24 protein-coding genes are annotated in these 22,319 nt (G+C 64.9%); 17 read left to right on the forward strand and 7 right to left on the reverse strand.

Annotated features, from left to right (window positions below):
- Window positions 1-118 precede the first annotated feature (118 nt).
- Both ASC75_RS17165 and hisG read left to right on the forward strand, forming a co-directional pair.
- Window positions 119-1,237, forward strand: a complete 1,119-nt coding sequence (locus ASC75_RS17165; RefSeq protein WP_055978107.1) for an ATP phosphoribosyltransferase regulatory subunit — start codon at window positions 119-121, stop codon at window positions 1,235-1,237.
- Window positions 1,237-1,941, forward strand: coding sequence for an ATP phosphoribosyltransferase (gene hisG / locus ASC75_RS17170; RefSeq protein WP_055978109.1), 705 nt, complete (start codon window positions 1,237-1,239; stop codon window positions 1,939-1,941). The genes ASC75_RS17165 and hisG overlap by 1 nt, the downstream gene beginning before the upstream one ends.
- On the opposite strand, the gene ASC75_RS17175 is transcribed toward hisG, so the two are convergent.
- Window positions 1,907-2,812 (reverse strand): hydrogen peroxide-inducible genes activator, encoded by a 906-nt coding sequence (locus tag ASC75_RS17175; protein WP_055978110.1) that lies wholly within the window; start codon window positions 2,810-2,812, stop codon window positions 1,907-1,909. The genes hisG and ASC75_RS17175 overlap by 35 nt on opposite strands.
- 18 nt (window positions 2,813-2,830) lie before the next feature.
- On the opposite strand from ASC75_RS17175, the gene ASC75_RS26130 reads away from it, so the two are divergent.
- The 6 genes from ASC75_RS26130 to ASC75_RS17200 all read left to right on the forward strand — a co-directional run bounded on the left by ASC75_RS26130 (window position 2,831) and on the right by ASC75_RS17200 (window position 8,518).
- Complete coding sequence (locus tag ASC75_RS26130; RefSeq protein WP_156381301.1) at window positions 2,831-3,052, forward strand: hypothetical protein; 222 nt, start codon at window positions 2,831-2,833, stop codon at window positions 3,050-3,052.
- A gap of 69 nt (window positions 3,053-3,121) precedes the next feature.
- On the forward strand, window positions 3,122-5,335 hold the full coding sequence (gene katG / locus ASC75_RS17180) for a catalase/peroxidase HPI (protein WP_055978113.1): 2,214 nt from the start codon (window positions 3,122-3,124) through the stop codon (window positions 5,333-5,335).
- Window positions 5,336-5,512: 177 nt separating this feature from the next.
- Window positions 5,513-6,799, forward strand: coding sequence for an RsmB/NOP family class I SAM-dependent RNA methyltransferase (locus ASC75_RS17185; RefSeq protein ID WP_055978115.1), 1,287 nt, complete (start codon window positions 5,513-5,515; stop codon window positions 6,797-6,799).
- A gap of 96 nt (window positions 6,800-6,895) precedes the next feature.
- Entirely contained in the window at window positions 6,896-7,348 is a 453-nt protein-coding gene (locus ASC75_RS17190) for a TspO/MBR family protein (RefSeq protein WP_055978118.1), read from the forward strand.
- Between the two features lie 72 nt (window positions 7,349-7,420).
- Window positions 7,421-7,879, forward strand: a complete 459-nt coding sequence (locus tag ASC75_RS17195; protein ID WP_055978120.1) for a PaaI family thioesterase — start codon at window positions 7,421-7,423, stop codon at window positions 7,877-7,879.
- Window positions 7,880-7,882: 3 nt separating this feature from the next.
- Window positions 7,883-8,518, forward strand: a complete 636-nt coding sequence (locus ASC75_RS17200) for a 5'-methylthioadenosine/S-adenosylhomocysteine nucleosidase (protein ID WP_055978122.1) — start codon at window positions 7,883-7,885, stop codon at window positions 8,516-8,518.
- On the opposite strand, the gene ASC75_RS17205 is transcribed toward ASC75_RS17200, so the two are convergent.
- A complete protein-coding gene (locus tag ASC75_RS17205; protein WP_055978124.1) occupies window positions 8,515-8,841 on the reverse strand; it encodes a hypothetical protein in 327 nt (108 codons plus the stop codon). The two genes, ASC75_RS17200 and ASC75_RS17205, sit on opposite strands and share 4 nt — an antisense overlap.
- 60 nt (window positions 8,842-8,901) lie before the next feature.
- Here ASC75_RS17205 and ASC75_RS17210 point away from each other — a divergent pair, with 60 nt between their 5' ends.
- Together ASC75_RS17210 and guaA are read left to right on the forward strand one after the other, a co-directional pair.
- Entirely contained in the window at window positions 8,902-9,360 is a 459-nt protein-coding gene (locus ASC75_RS17210) for a MarR family winged helix-turn-helix transcriptional regulator (RefSeq protein WP_055978126.1), read from the forward strand.
- A gap of 97 nt (window positions 9,361-9,457) precedes the next feature.
- Window positions 9,458-11,020, forward strand: a complete 1,563-nt coding sequence (gene guaA, locus ASC75_RS17215; protein WP_055978128.1) for a glutamine-hydrolyzing GMP synthase — start codon at window positions 9,458-9,460, stop codon at window positions 11,018-11,020.
- Between the two features lie 125 nt (window positions 11,021-11,145).
- Here guaA and ASC75_RS17220 read toward each other — a convergent pair whose 3' ends face one another.
- On the reverse strand, window positions 11,146-13,002 hold the full coding sequence (locus ASC75_RS17220) for a sigma-54-dependent Fis family transcriptional regulator (protein WP_055978130.1): 1,857 nt from the start codon (window positions 13,000-13,002) through the stop codon (window positions 11,146-11,148).
- Window positions 13,003-13,231: 229 nt separating this feature from the next.
- Here ASC75_RS17220 and ASC75_RS17225 point away from each other — a divergent pair, with 229 nt between their 5' ends.
- Together ASC75_RS17225 and ASC75_RS17230 are read left to right on the forward strand one after the other, a co-directional pair.
- Window positions 13,232-14,284: an NAD(P)-dependent alcohol dehydrogenase gene (locus ASC75_RS17225; protein ID WP_055978132.1), complete on the forward strand. Its 1,053-nt coding sequence runs from the start codon at window positions 13,232-13,234 to the stop codon at window positions 14,282-14,284.
- Between the two features lie 114 nt (window positions 14,285-14,398).
- Complete coding sequence (locus tag ASC75_RS17230; RefSeq protein WP_343065527.1) at window positions 14,399-14,707, forward strand: ribbon-helix-helix domain-containing protein; 309 nt, start codon at window positions 14,399-14,401, stop codon at window positions 14,705-14,707.
- A 132-nt stretch (window positions 14,708-14,839) separates the two neighbouring features.
- Here the strand turns inward: ASC75_RS17230 and ASC75_RS17235 are convergent, their stop codons facing one another.
- From ASC75_RS17235 to ASC75_RS17245, 3 genes are read right to left on the reverse strand one after another with little or no spacing between them, the layout of a single operon-like run.
- Window positions 14,840-15,028 carry a hypothetical protein gene (locus tag ASC75_RS17235; protein ID WP_055978136.1) on the reverse strand — a complete coding sequence of 63 codons (189 nt, stop codon included), beginning with the start codon at window positions 15,026-15,028 and terminating at the stop codon, window positions 14,840-14,842.
- 20 nt (window positions 15,029-15,048) lie between these two features.
- A complete protein-coding gene (locus ASC75_RS17240; protein ID WP_055978138.1) occupies window positions 15,049-16,173 on the reverse strand; it encodes a WD40 repeat domain-containing protein in 1,125 nt (374 codons plus the stop codon).
- A gap of 12 nt (window positions 16,174-16,185) precedes the next feature.
- The gene (locus ASC75_RS17245; protein WP_055978140.1) at window positions 16,186-16,500 is read right to left on the reverse strand and encodes a hypothetical protein; all 315 of its coding nucleotides are present in this window, start codon (window positions 16,498-16,500) and stop codon (window positions 16,186-16,188) included.
- A gap of 65 nt (window positions 16,501-16,565) precedes the next feature.
- Between ASC75_RS17245 and ASC75_RS17250 the strand changes: the two genes are divergently transcribed.
- Window positions 16,566-16,829, forward strand: a complete 264-nt coding sequence (locus tag ASC75_RS17250) for a hypothetical protein (protein ID WP_055978142.1) — start codon at window positions 16,566-16,568, stop codon at window positions 16,827-16,829.
- Window positions 16,830-16,837: 8 nt separating this feature from the next.
- On the opposite strand, the gene ASC75_RS17255 is transcribed toward ASC75_RS17250, so the two are convergent.
- Window positions 16,838-17,302, reverse strand: a complete 465-nt coding sequence (locus ASC75_RS17255; protein ID WP_055978144.1) for a hypothetical protein — start codon at window positions 17,300-17,302, stop codon at window positions 16,838-16,840.
- Between the two features lie 555 nt (window positions 17,303-17,857).
- On the opposite strand from ASC75_RS17255, the gene ASC75_RS17260 reads away from it, so the two are divergent.
- From ASC75_RS17260 to ASC75_RS17275, 4 genes are all read left to right on the forward strand, one after another.
- Window positions 17,858-19,525, forward strand: coding sequence for an aromatic/alkene/methane monooxygenase hydroxylase/oxygenase subunit alpha (locus ASC75_RS17260; RefSeq protein ID WP_055978146.1), 1,668 nt, complete (start codon window positions 17,858-17,860; stop codon window positions 19,523-19,525).
- Between the two features lie 242 nt (window positions 19,526-19,767).
- Window positions 19,768-20,826 (forward strand): 2Fe-2S iron-sulfur cluster binding domain-containing protein, encoded by a 1,059-nt coding sequence (locus ASC75_RS17265; RefSeq protein ID WP_055978148.1) that lies wholly within the window; start codon window positions 19,768-19,770, stop codon window positions 20,824-20,826.
- A gap of 46 nt (window positions 20,827-20,872) precedes the next feature.
- On the forward strand, window positions 20,873-21,931 hold the full coding sequence (locus tag ASC75_RS17270; protein WP_055978150.1) for an aromatic/alkene monooxygenase hydroxylase subunit beta: 1,059 nt from the start codon (window positions 20,873-20,875) through the stop codon (window positions 21,929-21,931).
- A 16-nt stretch (window positions 21,932-21,947) separates the two neighbouring features.
- Window positions 21,948-22,316 (forward strand): MmoB/DmpM family protein, encoded by a 369-nt coding sequence (locus ASC75_RS17275; protein WP_055978152.1) that lies wholly within the window; start codon window positions 21,948-21,950, stop codon window positions 22,314-22,316.
- Window positions 22,317-22,319 lie beyond the last annotated feature (3 nt).

The raw sequence follows: 22,319 nt of genomic DNA on the forward strand, positions 1-22,319 counted from the left end.
CTTCTCCCCGTGGAACGGGGAGAAGGAAGCCGGCCGCGACGCTGACGTCCCCCTCGCCCCGTTTACGGGGAGAGGGTAAGGGTGAGGGGCGTGGCTGTACATGCGTGGAGATGCGTCCATGAACGCGCGCTTCCCGGCGATTGCTCCCGACATCCTCAAGCTGTTCGCCGCGCGCGGGGCCGATGCGGTCGACGTGCCGGTGCTGCAGCCGGCCGATCCGTTCCTCGACATGGCCGGCGAGGACCTGCGCCGCCGCATCTTCCTGACCGAAAGCGAGACCGGGGCGTCGCTCTGCCTGCGCCCGGAATTCACCATTCCGGTCTGCCTCGACCATATCCACACCCAGTCAGGCACGCCGCGCCGCTATTCCTATCTCGGCGAGGTCTTCCGCCAGCGCCGCGAGGGCGGCAACGAGTTCTTCCAGGCCGGCGTCGAGGACCTCGGCGACAAGGACATCGCCGCCGCCGACGCGCGTTCGGTGGCCGATGCGCACGCCTTGCTCTCGCTGTGCCTGCCGGGGCGCGACCTCACCGTCACGCTCGGCGACCAGGCGATCTTCGAGGCCGTGCTGGCGGCCCTTGGCCTGCCGCGCGGCTGGCGCATGCGTCTTGCCCGTGCCTTCGGTTCGGCCGAGCAGCTTGCCAGCGCCCTTGAGGACCTGGCCGCGCCCACCCGCGGTTCGGCCCTTGCCGAACCCGTCGCCTCGCTCGTCGCCGATGGCGACCACGATGCGCTGGCTGCGCATATTGCCCAGGGCATGGAGCAGGCAGGCCTGTCGCCATCCGCCGGTCGCACGCCCAACGACATCGCCCGCCGCCTGATCGAAAAGGCCGAGCTGCGCAGCGTCCGCCTGTCCAGCGATGCCTTCGAGGCGCTGGAGCGCTTCCTGGCGATCCATGTCTCGCTCGACCAGGCGCCCGCAGCACTCAGCGAGTTCGCCGCCGGCGCCGGGCTCACGCTCGGTGCCGCGCTCGACAATTTCGCCGCCCGTGCCGAGGCGGTCGCCGGCCATGGCCTTGCTGCCGGCTCGGTGCGTTATGACGCCGCCTTCGGCCGCCCGCTCGACTATTACACCGGCCTGGTGTTCGAGATTTCCGGTCCCGATGCCGACCGGCCGCTGGCCGGTGGCGGCCGCTACGACCGGCTGCTGACGCTGCTCGGCGCCGGCAAGCCCATCCCCGGCGTCGGTTTCTCCGTCTGGCTCGACCGCATCGAAGCCTTGAGGGAGGCGCGCTGATGGCCATCTCGATCGCACTTCCCTCCAAGGGCCGGCTCAAGGAGCAGGCGCTCGACGTGCTGGCCAAGGCCGGTTTTGTCGTCAACCTGCCCGACGACGACCGTCGCTACCGCGCTTCGATCGAGGGCAGGGCGGATATCGAGATCGCATTCCTGTCGGCGTCCGAGATCTCCGGCGAGATCGGCCAGGGCAATGTCGATCTCGGCATCACCGGCGAGGACCTGATCCGCGAAAACCTCGCCGATTGGGAAAGCAAGGCCGAGATCGTCGCCCGCCTCGGCTTCGGTCACGCTGATGTCGTCGTCGCCGTGCCCGACATCTGGCTCGATGTCGACACCATGGCCGACCTCGACGACGTCGCCGCAGATTTCCGCCAGCGCCATGGCCGCCGCCTGCGCATCGCCACGAAGTACTGGCGGCTGACGCAGCAGTTCTTCTCCCAGATGCACGGCATCCAAGTCTATCGCATCGTCGAGAGCTTGGGTGCCACCGAAGGTGCGCCGGCTGCCGGCTCGGCCGACGTCATCGTCGACATCACCTCGACCGGCTCGACCCTGCGCGCCAATCACCTCAAGATCCTGTCGGATGGCGTCATCCTGCGCTCGCAGGCTTGCCTGGTGCAGTCGCGCAAGGCGCGCAGCGCAGCCGACGAGGCGACGCTCGCCGGGTTCAATGCTGCAGTAGCGGCTGCAGTCCGCGGATAATCCGCGCCAGTTCCAGGCATTCGTTGTGCCTGGGGCTGTTGCGGCGCCAGGCAAGGCAGATCCGCCGTTCCGGCACCGGTTCGGCAAAGGGCACGATCTTCAGGTCGCGCTGGTCGTGCGCCGGTCCCGCAGCCATCGCAGGTATCAGCGTCACCCCCAGCCCGTGCGCCACCATCTGCAGCAGCGTGGTCAGGCTGGTCGCGCCGTAATTGGCCATCGCCACCGGCTTGACGCTGCCGCACACGGCGAGTGCCTGTTCGCGCAGGCAGTGGCCTTCTTCCAGCAGCATCAGCCTTTCCAGGGCAGGGCTTTCCGGCGGAACCGGCGGCGAGACGAAGTCGGGGTCGTCGGCAGGCACGGCAAGGTAGAACCGGTCCGCAAACAACGCCTCGGTCGTCAGCCCTGAATGATCGAGCGGCAGGGCGGCGACGAAGGCGTCGATGCGCCCGTTCAGCGCCTCCTCGACCAGCGAGCCGGTGATCGCCTCGCGCAGTTCCAGCCGGAGCTTGGGATATTCGCGCTTCATGGCCGGCAGGATGTGCGGCAACAGATAGGGCGCCACCGTCGGGATCACGCCCAGCCGCAACCGCCCCTCCATCGGCGGCCTGCCGCGCCGCGCCATGGTCTCGACGTCCCGGATTTCGGCCAGGATTTTCTCGATCCGCGGCTGCAGTTCGAGCGCGTCCTCGGTCATCCGCACCGCCTTGCCGCCGCGTTCGAACAGCGTACAGCCGAGCCGTTCCTCCATCTCGGCGATCTGCGCCGAAAGCGCCGGCTGGCTGACCCCGGCAAACTCGGCCGCCCGGCCGAAATGCAGCATCTGGGCCAGTGCCGCGAAATATTCCATCTGTCGGATTGTCAGCCGTATCATAATCAAAGGTTATCAAGATTGTTTGAAAAGGCAATTTGGCTTTATCAAAATCCGGTCCTAGACTGGAATGGTTCCAATGAAGCGGTGCTGCCGTGCGCTGCCCGGAACGGTCTAGCGATAAAAGCCAAGAGGGAGGCGCAAGCCATGACAACACCGACGATGACCACCAGTGCGGGCACGCCGGTATCGGACGTTCACAACCCAATCACTGCCGGCGAGTGCCGCCTGGCCCTGCTGTAGAGCTGCCAACTCGTCGAGAGGCGGGCGGATGCCCGCAAGCACCTACACGAAGACGTTTCGGAGATAAAAATGGACGCGAAAACTGACGAAAACAGCGCCGGCAAATGCCCGGTCGCACACTCCACTGCCGGCAGGACCAATCGCGATTGGTGGCCGAACCAGCTCGACCTCAAGGTCCTGCACCAGCACTCCAGCCTGTCCGACCCGATGGGCGAGGCATTCGACTACGCCAAGGAGTTCGAGAGCCTCGACCTCGACGCCGTGAGCGCCGACCTCAAGGCGCTGATGACGGATTCGCAGGATTGGTGGCCGGCCGACTTCGGCCATTATGGCCCGCTCTTCATCCGCATGGCCTGGCACAGCGCCGGCACCTATCGCATCAGTGACGGCCGCGGCGGCGCCGGAGCCGGCCAGCAGCGTTTTGCCCCGCTCAACAGCTGGCCGGACAACGTCAACCTCGACAAGGCCCGCCGCCTGCTGTGGCCGATCAAGCAGAAATACGGCCGCAGGATTTCCTGGGCCGACCTGATGATCCTGGCCGGCAACGTCGCGCTGGAATCGATGGGCTTCAAGACTTTCGGCTTCGCCGGCGGCCGCGCCGACGTCTGGGAACCCGAAGAGGACATCTACTGGGGTTCAGAAGGCAAGTGGCTTGCCGACGAGCGCTACAGCGGCGACCGCGACCTCGCCAATCCGCTGGCAGCGGTACAAATGGGCCTGATCTACGTCAACCCGGAGGGTCCGAACGGCACCCCGGATCCGCTCGCATCGGCGCGCGACATCCGCGAGACCTTCGCCCGCATGGCGATGGATGACGAGGAAACCGTCGCCCTGATCGCCGGCGGCCACACCTTCGGCAAGACTCACGGCATCAACGATGCGGCGCATGTCGGCGTCGAACCGGAATCGGCCGACATCGAGCAGCAGGGCCTGGGCTGGCACAACAGCTTCGGCACCGGCAAGGGCGGCGACACCATCGGCAGCGGCCTCGAAGTCACCTGGACGACGACGCCGACCAAGTGGAGCAACAACTTCTTCTGGAACCTGCTCGGCTACGAATGGGAGCTGACCAAGAGCCCGGCCGGCGCGCACCAGTGGACGCCCAAGCACAACATGGGCGCCGGCACCGTGCCGGATGCGCATGACAAGTCCAAGCGCCACGCGCCGGCGATGCTGACCTCCGACATCGCGCTGCGCACCGATCCGGCATACGAGAAGATCTCGCGCCGCTTCTTCGAGAACCCGGACCAGTTCGCCGACGCCTTCGGCCGCGCCTGGTTCAAGCTGACCCACCGCGACATGGGCCCGGTCGCACGCTATCTCGGCCCGCTCGTCCCCGAGGAAGAGCTGATCTGGCAGGACGTGATCCCCGCCGTCGACCACGTGCTGGTCAGCGACGCCGACATCGCTGCCCTCAAGGCGAAGATCCTCGGCTCGGGCCTGACCGTGGCGCAGCTGGTCTCGACCGCCTGGGCCTCGGCCTCGACCTTCCGCGGTTCGGACATGCGCGGCGGTGCCAACGGCGCGCGCATCCGTCTTGCCCCGCAGAAGGACTGGGCCGTCAACCAGCCGGCTCAGCTGGCCTCGGTGCTGGAGAAGCTCGAGGCGATCCAGAAGGAGTTCAACGCTGCGCAGTCCGGCGACAAGAAGGTGTCGCTGGCCGACCTCATCGTCCTCGGCGGTGCCGCCGCCGTCGAAAAGGCCGCCAGGGATGCCGGCAACGACGTGAAGGTGCCGTTCACGCCAGGTCGCATGGATGCCTCGCAGGAGCAGACCGACGTCGAGTCCTTCGCTCCGCTCGAGCCGTCCGCCGACGGCTTCCGCAACTACACCAGCGGCAGGCAGCGCCTGACCGCCGAGGAAAACCTGGTCGACCGGGCCCAGCTCTTGAAGCTGTCGGCACCGGAGCTGGCGGTGCTGGTCGGCGGCCTGCGCGTGCTCGGCGCCAATGCCGGCGATTCGGCTCATGGTGTCTTCACCGCCCGTCCTGGCACGCTTTCCAACGACTTCTTCGTCAACCTGCTCGACATGGGCACGGAGTGGAAGGCGACATCCGAAGCCAAGGACGTGTTCGAGGGCCGTGACCGCGCCACCGGCGAGGTCAAGTGGACCGCGACCCGCGTCGACCTGATCTTCGGCTCGCACTCGCAGCTGCGTGCTTTGGCCGAAGTCTATGGCTCGTCCGATGCTGGCGCGAAGTTCACCAGGGACTTCGTGGCGGCATGGGCCAAGGTGATGAACGCCGACCGCTTCGACATCGCGCGGGCAGCCCGCGCGGCCTGACCGGCATCAGCCTCCCATCGACTGCACAGGCGCGGAGCGATCCGCGCCTGTTTTGTTTTGCGGCTGGCCCTTCCGGTGGAAAGTTTTTGCCGTGCGAACCATGGCCGGCGCTTGTGCAATCCGTCCCGGCTGTTTAGCTAGGCCTGATACGGGTCAACCGAAGACGGATCACCGAACATGCGACTTGGCGGAAGGCTGGCTGCAGCCATCGAAGTACTCGACGATATCGAGAGGCGGCATCGTCCTGCCGCGGATGCACTCAAGGACTGGGGCCTTTCCCACCGTTTCGCCGGTGCCGGCGATCGCGCCGCGATCGGCAACATCGTCTACGACGCCTTGCGCCGCAAGCGCTCCGCCGGCTGGATGCTCGGCGACGAGACCTCGCGCGCCCTCGGCTTCGGCGCGCTCCTGCTCGAATGGGACCAGTCGGCCGCGGCCCTCAACCAGACGCTCGACGGCGACAAGTTCGCGCCCGAGCCGCTGAGCCCGGCAGAATTGGCCTCCATTGCCGAGCGCAAGCTCGACGACGCGCCCGACGTCGTCCGCGCCGACAGCCCCGACTGGTGCGCGCCTCTTCTCGAACGCGCATTCGGCGCCGACTGGGTGGAGGAGGGCGCCGCCCTTGCCGCCCGTCCGCCGCTCGACATCCGCGTCAACACGCTGAAGGCCGACCGTGATCGCGTCATAGGCGAGCTCGAGGGCACCCAGGCTTCGCCGATGGCGCTGGCACCGCACGGTGTCCGCATCCCGCCGATCGACGGCAGCGGCCGCCACCCCAACGTCCAGGCCGAGCCGGCCTTCCAGAAGGGCTGGTTCGAGATCCAGGACGAAGGCTCGCAGCTTGCCGCCGAACTCGCCGGCGCCACGCCCGGCATGCAGGTGCTCGATTTCTGTGCCGGTGCCGGCGGCAAGACGCTGGCGCTGTCCGCCGCCATGGAAAACCGCGGCCAGATCTTCGCCCACGATTCGGAGAAGTCGCGCCTGGCGCCGATGTTCGATCGCCTGCGCCGCTCCGACAACCGCAACGTCCAGGTCGTCACCAAGCCGTCCGAACTGTCGGGCCTCGCCGGCCACATGGACCTGGTGCTGATCGACGCGCCCTGCACCGGCAGCGGCACCTGGCGCCGCCGGCCCGATGCCAAGTGGCGCCTCACCCAGCGGCAGCTCGACGTCCGCAAGGCCGAGCAGTCGGCCATCCTCGACGCCGCCAGCGCCTATGTGAAGCCGGGCGGCCTCATCGTCTACATCACCTGCTCCGTCTTCGACGAGGAAAACGCCGATCAGGTCGACGCCTTCGTGGAGCGCAGCAGGGGTTTCTCCGTCGTCGATCACCGGGCGCTGTGGGCATCGCGCTTTCCCGGCCGCGACGATGCCGTGCGGTTTGGCGGGCAAGGCCTGTCCTTGACCCCCGCCAGAAGCGGCACCGACGGCTTCTACTTCGCCGCCATGCGTCGCAACGGCTGAGCTGCGGCCCACGACGCATCGCTATTGACGAACCGGACTTGTCCTCCAGTTGAAGGTCGGGCGGCATCCAGCCGCCCAGCCGGTTCCGGAGGTTCGATGGCCAGGTTTGTCGTGCTGCTTGCTTTCATCGTGGTCGTGCTCGGCGGCGGTACGCTGATCGGCTACCTCACCTTGCCGGGCGATTGGTATGCCGGCTTGGCCAAGCCTTTCTTCAACCCGCCCAACTGGATTTTCGGACCCGTCTGGTCGGCGCTCTACATTCTCGTCGCCGTCGCCGGCTGGCGCGTCTGGCGGCATGACCCCTGGAGCGCCGCCATGCGCCTGTGGATCGGCCAGCTGGTGCTCAATTTCCTGTGGTCGCCGGTCTTTTTCGGCCTGCAGCAGCCCGGTCTGGCATTGCTCGTCATCGCGGCGCTTTTCTGCGCCATCCTCGGCTTCATGGCGCTCGCCGGCCGCAAGGACAGCGTTGCCGCCTGGCTGTTTGCTCCCTATGCGGCCTGGGTTGCCTTCGCCAGCTTGCTCAATGCCTCGATCTGGTGGCTCAACTGATGTTTGCTCCGCAGCATTTGCAATTGCCTGCATCTGCCGGCCTTGCGATAAGCGAGCCGAGAGGACACCGACATGGCAGCCAAGATCGTACCCACACCCGACTATGACGAACGCGTCAGGGCGTCCTTCGCGCGTCAGAGCGCGATGCGGACCATCGGCGCCGAACTCACGCTCGTCACCCCGGGCATCATCGAGATCGAGATGCCGTTTTCCGATCAGCTGACCCAGCAGCACGGCTTTCTCCACGCCGGCGTCATCTCGACGGCGCTCGATTCCGCCTGTGGCTACGCCGCCTTTTCGCTGTTTCCGGAAAGCACAGGCGTGCTCACCATCGAGTTCAAGGTCAATCTGCTCGCCCCCGGCAAGGGCGAGCGCTTCCTGTTCCGCGGCTCGGTCACCAAGCCCGGCCGCACCATCGTCGTCGCCGACGGTCAGGCCTATGCCATCGCTGCCGACGGCGAGGCCAAGCTGATCGCCACCATGACCGGCACGATGATGGCGATTGCCGGCCGCGAAGGCATAGAGGGATAGGCCATGCCGGGCATGACGCAATTCGCTGGCCGCAACGTGCTGTTCGTCATGGCCGCCGAGGCCGAATACGGCCCGCATCTGCAAAAGCTGTTCACGCCGCTGATGACCGGCGTCGGCCCGGTCGAGGCCGGCGTCAGGGTGGGCGCCGAACTGGCCTTGCTCGCCGCTTCCAACTATCTCCCCGATCTCGTCGTCTGCCTTGGATCCGCCGGCAGCCGCCGGCTTGAACAGACCGAGGTCTACCAGGTGACGTCGGTCTGTTTCCGCGACATGGACGCGACCGCCATGGGCTTCGAGAAGGGGCGGACGCCGTTCCTCGACCTTCCCGCCACCCTGGAGCTGCCGCTGCGCATTCCCGATGTGCGGCAGGCCAGCCTGTCGACGGGCAGCACCATCATTTCGGGCGCCGCCTACGACGCCATCGCGGAAGACATGGTCGACATGGAGACCTTTGCCGTATTGCGCGCCTGCCAGGTCTTCGGCGTGCCGCTCGTCGGCCTGCGCGGCATCTCCGATGGCGCCAGCGACATCAGCCATGTCGACGACTGGACCGAATACCTCCACGTCGTCGACGAGAAGCTGGCCCACGCCGTCCAGCGTCTCGGCGAGGCGATCTCCAGCGGCGAATTGAAGCTCTAGTTTTCTCTGCGCGGCAGGCCCTTGGCATTGCCGAACAGGATGCCGGCGAGCCTCACCCTGGCATCGTTGTCCCGGTTCACATAGCTGACCGATCCTGCCTCGTGGTCGAGCGTCCAGCGCCCGACGGCGCCATTGTCCCAATCGACGACGTAGCCGCCTTCGGCGAGCGCCCAGGTGCCTTGCCGCGTCTCGCCGTCGTCGAGCAGCATGTGCGCCTGGTCGCCGGTTTCGAAATAGACGTACGCCTCCTTGCCGTTGCGATCGAGCACATGGGTCGTGCCCCCAATCAGCACCTTCAGCGAGGCCTGGTCGAGAATTGCCATCTTCGGTTCCTTCCTTTACCAATATAGTCAAGCTTCTTGACGATAGGCGCGATTGGAAAAATGGTCAAGCAACTTGACGAAACTGGTGCGGGCGCATTGCCCGACCACGTCGGCTGGCGCCTGTGGCAGGCGAGCCGTGCCTGGCAGGCCGAGTTTGCCGAGGCGATGCGCGCTGCCGGCCATGGCTGGTTCAGCGAGAGCCGTGCCGGGCTCCTCGGCCACATACCCCGCCGCGGCGCCAAACAGGCGGCGCTGATCGAGCGTGCCGGCATTTCCAAGCAGGCCGTGCAGCAGCTTCTTGACGGCCTGGAGGCCGAGGGCGTGATCGAGCGCGCCGCCGATCCCGGCGACAGGCGCGGCAAGCTGGTCATCTACACCCGCAAGGGGCTTGAAGCGCTCGACGACGGCGACCGCATCAAGCTCGACATCGAGAAGCGTTACCGCGAGCGTTTGGGCGAGGGGCCTTTCGCCGCGTTGATGGCAGCCCTGCGCGGGCTTGCCGAACCGCAGGGCAGGTGATTGGCGCTGGAATGTTGGGCAGCCATTGCACGCGCTGCCTGCCAGCCATGCAATCCAGCCCATTGCACAGACTCGAATCTTTCTTTAAACGCCCGCCATGAAGAACTCCGAGCACCCTGAAACCGTCCTCATCATCGACTTCGGCAGCCAGGTGACGCAGCTCATCGCGCGTCGCGTCCGCGAGGCCGGGGTCTATTCCGAGATCGTTCCCTTCCAGTCGGCCGCCGAGGCCTTCAAGCGGATCAATCCCAAGGCGGTGATCCTCTCCGGCAGCCCGCATTCCACCGTCGACATCGGCAGCCCGCGCGCTCCTGACGCCGTCTTCGAGGCCGGCATCCCGGTGCTCGGCATCTGCTACGGCGAGCAGACCATGTGCGCCCAGCTCGGCGGCAAGGTCGAGGCCGGCCACCATCGCGAGTTCGGCCGCGCCTATCTCGAGATCGAGGACGACAGCGCCCTGTTCGACGGCGTCTGGGCCAAGGGCACCCGTCACCAGGTCTGGATGAGCCACGGCGATCGCGTCACGGCCATCCCCGCCGGTTTCCGCGTCATCGGCACCTCCAGCGGCGCCCCATTTGCGGCGATCGCCGACGAGGCCCGCAATTTCTACGCCGTGCAGTTCCACCCCGAGGTCGTGCACACGCCGGACGGCGCCAAGCTGCTGCGCAACTTCGTCCACAAGATCGCCGGCATCGAGAGCGACTGGACCATGCATGCCTATCGCGCGCATGCGGTCGAGGCGATCCGCCAGCAGGTCGGCGACAAGAAGGTCATCTGCGCGCTTTCGGGCGGCGTCGATTCCTCCGTCGCGGCACTCCTCATCCACGAGGCGGTCGGCGACCAGCTCACCTGCATCCTCGTCGACCACGGCCTGATGCGGCAGAACGAGGCGGCCGACGTCGTCGCCATGTTCCGCGAGCACTACAATTTGCCGCTGATCCTGGTCGATGCCGCCGATCGTTTCATCGGTGCGCTCGAAGGCGAGGCCGACCCGGAGACCAAGCGCAAGACCATCGGCCGCCTGTTCATCGAGGTGTTCGAGGAAGAGGCCAAGAAGCTCGGCGGCGCCGATTTCCTCGCCCAGGGCACGCTCTATCCGGACGTCATCGAGAGCGTCTCCTTCACCGGCGGCCCTTCGGTCACGATCAAGTCGCACCACAATGTCGGCGGACTGCCCGACCGCATGAACATGAAGCTGGTCGAGCCGCTGCGCGAGCTGTTCAAGGACGAGGTCCGCGTGCTCGGACGTGAGCTCGGCCTGCCCGACAGCTTCATCGGCCGCCATCCGTTCCCCGGGCCCGGTCTCGCCATCCGCTGCCCCGGCGGCGTGACGCGCGAAAAGCTCGACATCCTGCGCCAGGCCGACGCCATCTATCTCGACGAGATCCGCAAGGCCGGCCTCTACGACGCTATCTGGCAGGCCTTCGCCGTGCTGCTGCCGGTCCAGACCGTCGGCGTCATGGGCGACGGCCGCACCTACGAGTTCGTCTGCGCGCTGCGCGCGGTGACCTCCGTCGACGGCATGACCGCCGACTTCTACCACTACGACATGAATTTCCTCGGCCAGGCCGCGACCCGCATCATCAACGAAGTCCGCGGCATCAACCGCGTCGTCTACGACGTCACCTCCAAGCCGCCCGGCACGATCGAGTGGGAGTGACGGGCAAACAACGGCAATAGCGTCGTTTCGGCGAGCTAGTGACTTAGCCATTTCGGCGCCGCGTGCCTTGGAGTGCGCTTCGGCGCTCCTGCGAGTTGCGGGGAAGCTCGCAGTCAGCTGCCAAGTCAGCGGACGTGCTTGTAGACCGTGGTTCGGGAGAGGCCCAGCATCCGCGCTGTCTTCGAGACGTTGTCACCCGAGGCACGAAACACGCTCCTGATCTCGCGGCACTTGTGCCGGCTCAATGCGTGGCCGCGGCAATCCTCGCAGCTGTCCTCTGGCGCTGTTTCTCGCTCGGTGAAGGATTCTTCGTCGACAAATTCGAGATGCTGCCGCACCAGCGCACGCTGCAGGACCGACTGGAGCTCGCGGATGTTGCCAGGCCAACTGCGCAGCGACAACCGCGCGATCGCGGCATCGGTGATCGCCGTGCCCGGCGCGATCTTCTGCATGAGATGCTGGACGACAAGGGCGAAGTCCGACCGGGACCGCAGCGGCGGCATGCGCACGGTATAGGCGTTGAGGCGATAGAGCAGATCGGCGCGGAACTCGCGTGACGCGACCATCTCCTCGAGGTTGCGGTTCGTCGCCGAGACGATCTGCACGTCGACCTTGTGCGTCTTCTGGCTGCCAACCGCGCGTACTTCCATGCTGTCGAGGAAGCGCAACAGGGCCGTCTGGGCGGAAGCCGGGATGTCGCCGACCTCGTCCAGGAACAGCGTGCCGCGGTCGGCCGTCCGGGCCAGACCCGGAGCGCCGTCGGCGCGCGCATTGGTGTAGGCCCCGCGCTCGTGTCCAAAGATCTCGGCAATGAACAAGGCCTCCGGCACCGCGCCGCAGTTCAATGCCACGAATTCGCCCTTCCTGCCGCTGAGATCGTGAACGTGCCGCGCCATCAGTTCTTTGCCGGTGCCGGTTTCGCCCGCCACATGGATCGGCATGCGCAGCGCCACCGCCCTCGCCAGGTCGGCTACCGACCGCTTGAGCGCGGGATCCTCGCACACGAAGTCCGGTGTGCCTGGCGAGCTGAGCACGGCCGGCACCGCGCGTGCGCGTTGCGGCCTTTCGACGATGCCACGCTGGCCGATTTGACGGCAAACCATGAACACGCCGCTGCCGGCGCGATCGCGTATGCGAATGACGCCTCCGCTTAGCAGGCCGTCCATCGCCGTGCCGAAACCCGCCTCGAACAATCCGTCGAAATGGATGCCGAGTGTTGCCGGCAGCCCGGTCAGGAGGTGGACGCCGGGACGGTTGATCGACAAGACCTCTCCGTCCTGGGAGACGGCCAGAAGCCCGGCCGACAGCGTGTCGAGATATTCCACGCGCGGATGGAAGGCGAAGATGAAGCTTTCGGCACGCTCCTGGAAGATCAGGCCGTTTTCGATCTGGGCGGCGGCCATCCTCACCAGCGCATGGGTGTGTTGCTGGCGTGCTTCTTCCGAGCAGGAGGCGTCGAGCAATCCGAGAACATGGCCGCCGGGATCGAGGATCGGGGCGGCCATGCAGCTCAAATGTCCGTGGCAGGAAAAGTAATGCTCGCGCCCGTATATGGCGACCGGCTCGCGCCTCAGCGCTGCCAGGCCGAGCGCGTTGGTGCCGCGGTCGCTCTCGTTCCAGACGCTTCCGGGAATGATCGAACGCCCGGCCGCGCTGTCGGCAAAGCGCTGGTCGCTGATCGTGTCGAGCACCACGCCGTCGGCGTCGCCCAGGGCGATCATGAAATTTGAGCCTGCAATCTGGGAATGGAGCAGTTGCATCTCGGCCAGCGCCAGGCGCCGCAGGGCAGCGTTCGTTTCGCGCCGGCGGTTGACGTCGGAAAAGGCGATGACGTTGCCTTGCGGCGTGGCGCGCGGATCAAGACCGAGGTCGCGGCAGCGCTGCCAGCTCTCTGCGACGGCCGCAGACAGGGCGCCGGCAGGAAAGCGGTCGCCGCGTTCGAGTGCCGCGCGGGCGCGATCAATTCCAGACAGGTATTGCATGGGTCCTCCCAGGCGTCCGTGCCGGCCCGAAGGCCCGGCCGAAACAGCGGATTTGAGATAGCCAGAAACTGCACAGTCCATTCGCCCGAACGTTCAGTTGGCGAACGGGCATGAGTTGGCGTTTATGGAACAAATATCTGATTTTATTGTATTTTACATACTGGCACGCAACTTGCCACGCTCTCTGGCGACGGCCGGGTCGAGGATTCCGGCGGCAAGGGAGAAGAAGATGAAAGCGCAGGTTCTGACCAACTACGATGACAGCCTGAAGGCCGACGAGTGGGTGTCGCTTCAGGAGGTCCCCGACCCGAAGATCAACAAGTCGACCGATGTCATCGTGCGCATCGGCGGCGCCGGCGTGTGCCGAACAGACCTGCACATCATCGAGGGCGTCTGGCGTCCGCACATGGACCCCAACGGCAGCCAGCTGCTGCCGCTGATCATGGGTCACGAGAATGCCGGCTGGGTCGAGGCGGTGGGCAAGGAGGTCGAAGGCATCAAGGTCGGCGACCCGGTGATTGTCCATCCCAAGATCTCGGGCGGCACCTGCCTGGCCTGCCGGCGCGGCTTCGACATGCACGGGCCTGGCAAGTTCCCCGGCCTTGATTGCAACGGCGGCTATGCCGAGTATCTCTGCACCTCCGAACGCAACATCGTGCCGCTGCCGAAGACGCTGTCGCCCAAGGAAGTCGCGCCTTATGCCGACGCCGGCCTGACGGCCTACCGTGCGGTCAAGAAGGCGACCCGCCATCTGCTGCCTGGCGAGACCTGCGTCGTCATCGGTGCCGGCGGCCTCGGCCATATCGGAATCCAGTGCCTGAAGGCGATGTGTGCGGCAGATGTCGTCGTCGTCGACAAGTCGGAGGCTTCGCTGGCACTGGCCGCCAAGATCGGCGCCGACAAGCTGGTCCTTGCCGACGGCAACGAGGTCGAGGCTGTGCTGTCCTTGACCGAGGGGCAGGGCGCCGAGGCTGTCATCGACTTCGTCGGCGAGCGTGGCACCACCACCAAGGGCCTCGCCATGACACGGCCGATGGGCAGCTATTATGTCGTCGGCTATGGCGAGGACATCCGCGTGCCCACGGTGGACATGGTGATTACCGAGAAGAACATCATCGGCAATCTGGTCGGCACCTGGGCCGAGCTGGTCGAGTTGATGGCGCTTGCCGACCGCGGTCTCGTCGAGCTGACGACCGTCGAGTATCGCCTCGCCGATGCCAACCGCGCGCTGCACGACCTCAACAACGGCAAGATCCACGGCCGCGCCGTGCTCATCCCGTAAGGGTGATTGCCGGCCAGGCGCCAGGCTTGGCCGGCGGATCGAAAGTTCCGCTGCCGGACGTCGCGCCGGCGGCGGAGCTCCCCGCGACCGTGATGCAACAGGAGGAAGACGCAGGTGGGAGAGACCGATATGTGCAGAGTCTTGGCAACCCAGGCGCCGCAGAGATTCCAGCAGGTGAGCCGCTCGCTCCGCATTGCCGGTCATTCGACCAGCATCCGGCTTGAGTCGGCCTTTTGGAACGTGCTCGACGAGATTGCGCTGGGCGAGGGGTTGTCGACCTCGAAGCTCATCTCGGCGCTGCACGACGAAGCTGTCGAAATCCATGATGGCGTATCGAACCTCGCTTCCATGTTGCGGACGGTCTGCCTGCTCCATCAGCAGGAACAGGCCGGGAGTGCGGACGGGCGCCAGGCTCGGGCATGACCCTTTCCGCCAGTTCGCCTGGAGCCTCGTTCCTGTTGCAATGGAACGAGGCTCTGTACGTCTTGCCGGACCATGATCTGATCCGAAAGCCGAGGTCCGCCGTTCACGACGTGGACCTCGGTTCGGGATGTCCTAGTTCGACTTGGCCTCGCCGGCCCGGTTTTCGCCGATCCGGTTCTCGGCGATCCAGCGTGCCGCCAGCACCAGCGCGCCCATGCTGAAATCCTTGCCGTGCTTCGTCACCATTTCCTCGGACAGCTGCGCAAGCTGCTGAAAGAACTCGTCCTTGCTCTGTTCATCGCTGGTGAGTTGGGTCTGCATCGTTTCCTCCTGGTTGCAGGCTACTTGAACATCTGATGGGGGAAGGTGACGATCGCGGCCGTGCCGCTGGCGTCGCCCAGGGCGAGGTGGGTGCCGTCGGCGGACCAGGCAAGTGCGGTGACGACGCCGCCCGAGGACCGGACCAGCATTTCGTCGCGCGCGCCGACCTCGGCAATGACGATCTGCCCGTTGGCGTAACCCGCCGCCACGAGCGCCTTTTTCGGGTGTGCCGCCACTGCATCGACCAGCACCAGTCCGGGGCGGCCGGTCACGAGCGCGGCGCGGTCTCCGTCCTGCTGCGATGCGCCTGACCACGCCGCGATGCGGAACGCGCCTGACACGACGAGTGCATCGGCCGGGCTGCTCCACGACAATGATTGCACGGAGGCAGGGAAGTCGCCGAAAAGCTCCACGCGTCCGCCCTGCAGGTCGACAAGGCCAAAACCGCCGCCTTCGAGACTGCAGGCGAGGGCCTTTCCGTCGGCTTTCCAGCGCAAGGAATGTGGCCGCGAGGGCAGCGTGATTTCGTGCAACGCGGCGGTGGAGCCTTCAAGCGCCCAGATCGACAGGCCGTCGGCGAACGACGCGGCCACCTGGCGCCCGTCCGGCGATATGTCAAGCGCTTCGATGTGGGAACCGGGCCCGCGTCCATGGCGCGTCACTTCGCCCGAGGCGCGCGAGATGTAGAGGTGGTCGCCATCCGTGGCTATCGTGATGCCGGCCTGCTCGGAATGGTCGACCGCTATCACCGGCCCGGCCTCCGTCCGGAACAATGTTTCCTCGACCTCGCCGGAGCAAGTAAGGCCAAGGACGTCGCCGGTTCCGCCGCCGCAGACGAAACCTGACGTCCGATATGCGGCCAGGGGGGCGTCGCCATCATTGCGAATGACGGCGGCGGTGATCGGTGCCGGCGGGTTCTTCCGTGGCCTGATCGTGGTTTGGCCGAGATCGGCGCTGACCCTGATCCGCTCCTCCGGCGGCTCGGTATCGGTGGTCGGCGCGATGGCGACGCTGCCGTCGGTGCCGGAAAACGCAACCGCCGACCCGTCGGCGCTGAAGCGGACGTCGGCGATCGGCGATGGGCGCTTCCAACTGCGCGCCAGGAGCTCGAACAGGGTCAAGTTGCGAATGGTCTGCTGGTTCATGTCTTCCTCCCGTCAGGTTCGGCGCGCCGTTGCGAGCTGGAGATCGAGTTCGGCGACTTCCCGGTCGGCATCGGCAATCCGGTCGTCGCATTCAGTCTGCGCGGCCCGGATCGCCGCGGCGTTCTTCTCAGCCTCATGCAAATCCCGCACCAGTTGCGCGGAGGCGGCCGTTCTGCCGATTTCGAGTTCCAGTCGCAGGACCTCCATTTCGGCGCCGGCAAGCGCCTGGAGGAGTTTCAGCGCCTGGGCGTTGAGCGTCGAGACGTCGCCGACCAGCGTCAGGCGCCGTTGCAGCAATTCGGTCGCGGAGGGTGCTTGATCGTTCATTGCAATCCCCTATCGTTGCGGATGAAGGCGGAGGCGACCGGGTTGGTGGAAGGTGAGGCAGCGGAATGTTCGATACGATCGGCAAGCCATTCTTCGAGGCCCTGCGCGCCGCTGCCGAACGAAGACTGGGACGCGGGCATCCTTGCCTCGCCGCCATTGAACGGGCGGCGGGAGAGGGTGGCGCCGACGCCACGGTGGCGGCGCAGGCCACGCTCGCCGCACTCGATCCGGACATGCGGGCCAGCCTGATGGCCGACGCCCACAAGGCGCTGCGCGAGAGCCCGGTGGCGATCCTCGGCGCGTGGCAGGGTGGCCGGGTCCGGCACTGAAAGGCCCGTCATTGCCCGTCTTCCGGAGTGTCGGACGCCGGGCTTTCCCAGTCGGACAGCAGGTTTGGCAGGCGTGGAACCTGTGATCTGAACTGCTTTTCCGCCGCCTCGATGTGGCTCTTGAGATCATCCCAGATGTCGACGCGAAGCAGCGAGGTGGTGTCGCCGATGAGCCGCTCGATCTCGTCGACATGGAATTGACGCGACAGCGAGACACCGGAAAAAACGAAGTCGCGCAGCATGATGGCGTGGCGTTCGATGAACGCATGGAGCATTGGATGGGTCTGCGGGGTCATCCCTGCCGACCTCATCTCGGTCTCGATGAAATCCTGGAAATGCCGCTGCAGCCGATGCTGGCTTTCGCCCAGGAATCGCATCGTGAAGATCAGGTCGCGCGGCATCAGGCGAACCAGTTCCGCTGTCACGTCCTGCAGCGGCTCCGGCCGCCCCGGTTGTCCATTCTGGTCCGTCATGGTCGTTCCCGGATAAAGAGGTGAGCGAAAATTCGCTGCAAAATTAGATAATCCAAATAAAGATTGATGTCGACCATCGGTTATCTTGTAATCAAAAGCGTATATTATTTTGATCTCAAAATATAAAATATTACATTTGTAAATTACGACTGTAAAATAACGTTACAAATTTGCTGGCAGGCTCCATTCTTGATTGCCGCCGAGCCGCGTTTCGCCGGTTCAGGGGCTGTTTCCCCGAGTTGGCACACCCCTTGCATAGTACTTTCGCATAAGAAGCCCGCCGCGCATCGAAGCGGTGCCACAAGAACGAAGGATGGAGGAGACAGGTTTCGGCCAGCCCCGTGCGATGGCGTGCCCGCGACTGCGGGCGGCTTCGACGGGCAGCCGAAGGCTCTTCCCGCACCTTTGCCGTGATCCACTTGAACGGCTGGCCTGGGGCCGCGCCTGACGGCGCCACTCTTTGGCATGTCGCTCGAACTTCAATTGGCGGTGGTGTGTGCCGCTTCCTGCCTGGGCCATGAGGCCCACGGCGCAATCCAGTGGAGGCTTATGGCTATGACGTCTTTGACGCTCAACAAGATTACCTCGCAACGCGGAATTTCCGTCGGCGAGGCGACCAAGAAGATTTCCGACCTCGGTTGGAACCCGACCTACGTCCAGGAAGCGATGACGTTTCCAACCGACTACAAGATCGCCAAGGCACCGCGCGATCCGATGAAGCAGGTTTTGCGGTCCTACTTCCCGATGCAGGAGGAAAAGGACAACCGCGTCTACGGCGCGCTCGACGCAGCACTGCGCGGCGACATGTTCCGCAATGTGGAGCCGCGCTGGGTCGAGTGGATGAAGCTTTTCCTGGCCATCATCCCCTTCCCGGAAATCTCGGCCGCCCGCTCCATGGCGATGGTGGCGCGCCTCGCCCCCGGCGAAGACCTGCGTACCGGCTTCACCATGCAGATGGTCGACGAGTTCCGTCACTCGACCATCCAGATGAACCTGAAGAAATGGTACATGGAGAACTACATCGATCCGGCCGGCTTCGACATCACCGAAGAGGCCTTCGGCAAGTGTTATGCCACGACGATTGGCCGTCAGTTCGGTGAAGGTTTCATCACCGGCGACACCATGACCTCGGCCTGCATGTACCTGACCGTGGTCGCCGAGACCGCCTTCACCAACACGCTCTTCGTGGCAATGCCCTCGGAAGCTGCCCGCAACGGCGACTATGCGCTGCCGACCGTGTTCCTGTCGGTTCAGTCCGACGAAAGCCGGCATATCGGCAATGGCCACTCGTTGCTGATGGCCGCGCTCAAGGAGCCGGAGAACCATCTCCTGCTCGAACGCGATCTGCGTTACGCCTTCTGGCAAAACCACGCCATCGTCGACGCGGCGATCGGCACCTTCATCGAGTACGGCACCACCAACCGCGACAAGGACAAGGAGTCCTATGCGGAGATGTGGCACCGCTGGATCTTCGAGGACTACTACCGCACCTACATGCTGCCGTTGGAAAAATACGGCATCAAGATCCATCACGATGACGTCCACGAGGCGTGGAACCGCATCACCAAGAAGCTCTACGTCCACAAGGTCGCGCAGTTCTTCGCCGTCGGCTGGCCCGTGAACTTCTGGCGCATCGAAGCCCAGACCGACAAGGACTTTGAGTGGTTCGAGCAGAAGTATCCCGGCTGGTACGCGCAGTTCGGCGATTTCTGGAAGTGGTACGACAAGCTCAGCCATCGCGGCGAGAAGATCATCACCTTCAACGAAGACGTCGGTTACGTCTATCCGCACCGCTGCTGGAGCTGCCTCGTACCATGCCTCATCCGCGAGGACATGGTGGTCGACGAGATCGACGGCAAGCTGCACACCTTCGCCCACGAGCTCGATCGCTGGACCGCCGTCGAGGCTTTCGCCGACGAGTACCAGGGCCGGCCGACGCCGGCGATGGGCCGCTTCAGCGGCAAGCGCGAGTGGGAGACGCTCTATGATGGCTGGGATCTGGCCGATGCGATCAAGGATCTGAACTTCGTTCGTTCCGATGGCAAGACGCTCGTCCCGCAGCCGCATCTGCGCTTCGACGCCAAGGAGATGTGGACGCTCGACGACGTGCGTGGCCACACCCTCGGATCGCCGTTGAACGCACTCCGCGCAATGTCGCCGGCCGATCGCGAAAAGCACCTCGCCGAGTATCGCGCCGGCTTCACCATTTCGCCGTTCAATTGACGGTCAGGCGGGCCGGCTCACCGCCGGCCCGCCCACCGCTTGGTGGTCGACATGACATGAGCCCGCTTCGCCTTGCCCATCGTCGTCGCGGCCTGGGCTGCAATCGCCACAACCGTCTTCACCGTCACAGGGGCCCATCCGCCTGCCGACGACTGGAGAAAGGTGACGGCTGGCTACAAGGGCTCGCTCGGTCAGAAGCCAAGAGCACCAGTGAAGATACTCGCTATCGGGAGGCTAATTTAATGAGTGACGCTCACACAGTGCGCCTGGAGCCCGTCGGCGTCGAATTCGAGGTCGAGAACGGGGAGACGGTGCTGAACGCGGCGTTTCGCCAGGGCATCGCGCTGCCGCATGGCTGCAAGGAAGGGCAGTGCTCGGCCTGCAAATGCGTGCTGCTCGACGGCGAAGTCGACATGCTCAAATACTCGACCTTCGCGCTGAACGACATGGAGAAGGACACCGGCCACATCCTGCTGTGCCGGGCGATCGCCTACTCCGACATGGAAGTCGAACTTCTCAACTATGACGAGGAGGTTCTGGCGAAATCGATTGCCGTGAAGACATTCAAAGGCCGGATCGCTCACGTCGAGCGCCTGACCCACGACATTCGCGGCATCGAGATCGAACTCGGCTCCCCGATAAAGTTCTGGGCGGGGCAATATGTCGACATCACGGTCACCACGGAAAAAGGGGAGACGATTACGCGCTCGTTCTCCATGGCAAATACGCCGGACCAAACCCAAAAACTCTCCTTCATCATCAAGAAATATCCCGAAGGAAAGTTCTCCGGAGAGCTCGATTCCGGAGGCATCAAGGTCGGAGCCGATGTCACCGTCGTCGGACCCTATGGAACCTGCTTTCGCCGCGAGGAGCGAGAAGGACCGCTAGTGCTGGTCGGCGCCGGCTCCGGCATGTCGCCGGTCTGGTCGATCCTCAACGATCACCTCAAGAGCGGCGAAAAGCGACCGGTCTACTTCTTCTATGGCGCCCGTACGCCCGACGACCTGTTCTATCTCGACAGGATCGCCGAACTCGTCGGCCAGCATGCGGACGTCAACTTCATCCCGGTTCTCTCGCACGTCAACGGTGAGGCCTGGGATGGCGAGCGTGGCTTCGTGCATGAGAGCGTCGACGCCAAGCTCAAGCAACTCGCGGTCGACGGGCAGGGCGACGTCTACGCCTGCGGCCCGCCGCCGATGATCGATGCGCTGCAGCCGGTGCTGTTCATGAACGGCTTCGAACTGGAGCGCATCTTCTTCGACAAGTTCACCACATCGTCCGGCGGCACAGCGGCTCACTGAGCCGGAACCGGACATACCAGAGCAACTGCAACAAGGGAGTGAGACCATGCCAGCAACTTCGAGTTCAGTCGGATCGGGAGCCGCGGGTGCGGCGATATTCGCCGACTCCGACAGCCGCAAGTACCGGTACTTCGACCCCAAGGGCCAGCGCGCCACCCATTACGAGGACGTCACCGTCGACGTCCAACCCGACCCTGAACGCTACCTGATCCAGGACTGGATCATCTCCTTTTCCAATGGCAAGGGCGCCTACATAAAGGACAACACGGCGGCCCAGAGTTCCAACTGGCATGCCTTCCGCGCGCCCGACCAGGAATGGGAACGCACGCACTACCAGCGCCAGTCGAAGATCGAGACGATGGTGCAGAGCGTCATCACCAACGCGCGCAGGGCCGGCGCCCCGAAAACCTTCGACAAGGTCTGGGTCAAGATCCTGCAGGCGCATCTCGGCGCCTGGAAGCATGCCGAGTTCGGCCTCGGCACATCGCTGATGCAGGCCCAGCGTTACGGCTACACCCAGATGATCAACAACGCGACGCTGACCAACTCGTCCTACAAGCTGCGCCTCGCCCAGGACATCACGCTCTACCTTGCCGAGATCGGCATGGACATCCCGGGCTGGGATGACGAGCTCGGCAAGAAGCACTGGCTCGAGGACGGCATCTGGCAGGGCACGCGCGAAGCCATCGAAACCATCATGGGAACGCCCGACTATCTCGAGCAGTACTTCGCCATCAACATCATCTTCGAGCCGTTGGTCGGCGAACTCTTCCGGTCCGGTTTCCTCATGCAGGCCGCTGCCGCCAACCACGACTTCATCACGCCGCCGGTGGTTTCGGCGGCTGAAGCCGACTACGAGCGCAACCTCGCCAACACGATCGACCTGATCTACCTGCTGGCCAACGACGAAAAGCACGGCGCAGCCAACAGGAAGCTCTTCCAGGGCTGGGTCACGAAGCACGGCGCGCTCGCCGATAAGGCAGCCATCGGCCTTCAGCCGATCTGGTCGATGCCGCATTCCAAGCCGATTTCCTTCGCGGACGTTCGTGCCCAGTCCGAGGAACGGATTGGTCAGATCCTCGGCGAACTCGGCCTCAAGCGCTGAACAAGGAGCAATTGCCATGTCAACTGCAGCACGCGACGCTTCACAGTCCAACATCTTCAAGTCGATGAAGGACATCACCTTCGAGCAGACGATCTCGCACCAGTGCGGGGTCACCATGAACGATTCCGTCGAAGCGCGGGCGATTGCCGAGTTCATGGGCAAGAAGCCCGGGGTCACGGTCACCTACCAGCCGGCGATGATCCGCATCGACGGCAACGGCAAGCTGATCTTCAAGATGGACGAAATCGGCGAATATCTCGGCCGCGAGATGACGGCCGAGATCTTCGAGGTCAACACCTCCACCCACTACGGCCGGATGGTCCGCATCGACGACAACGAGGTCATCCTGTTCGGCGATATGGACGAGGTCTTCGAATACATCTGAGGC

The organism is Aminobacter sp. DSM 101952 (assembly GCF_001424795.1).
GTDB classification, from domain to species: Bacteria; Pseudomonadota; Alphaproteobacteria; order Rhizobiales; family Rhizobiaceae; genus Aminobacter; species Aminobacter aganoensis.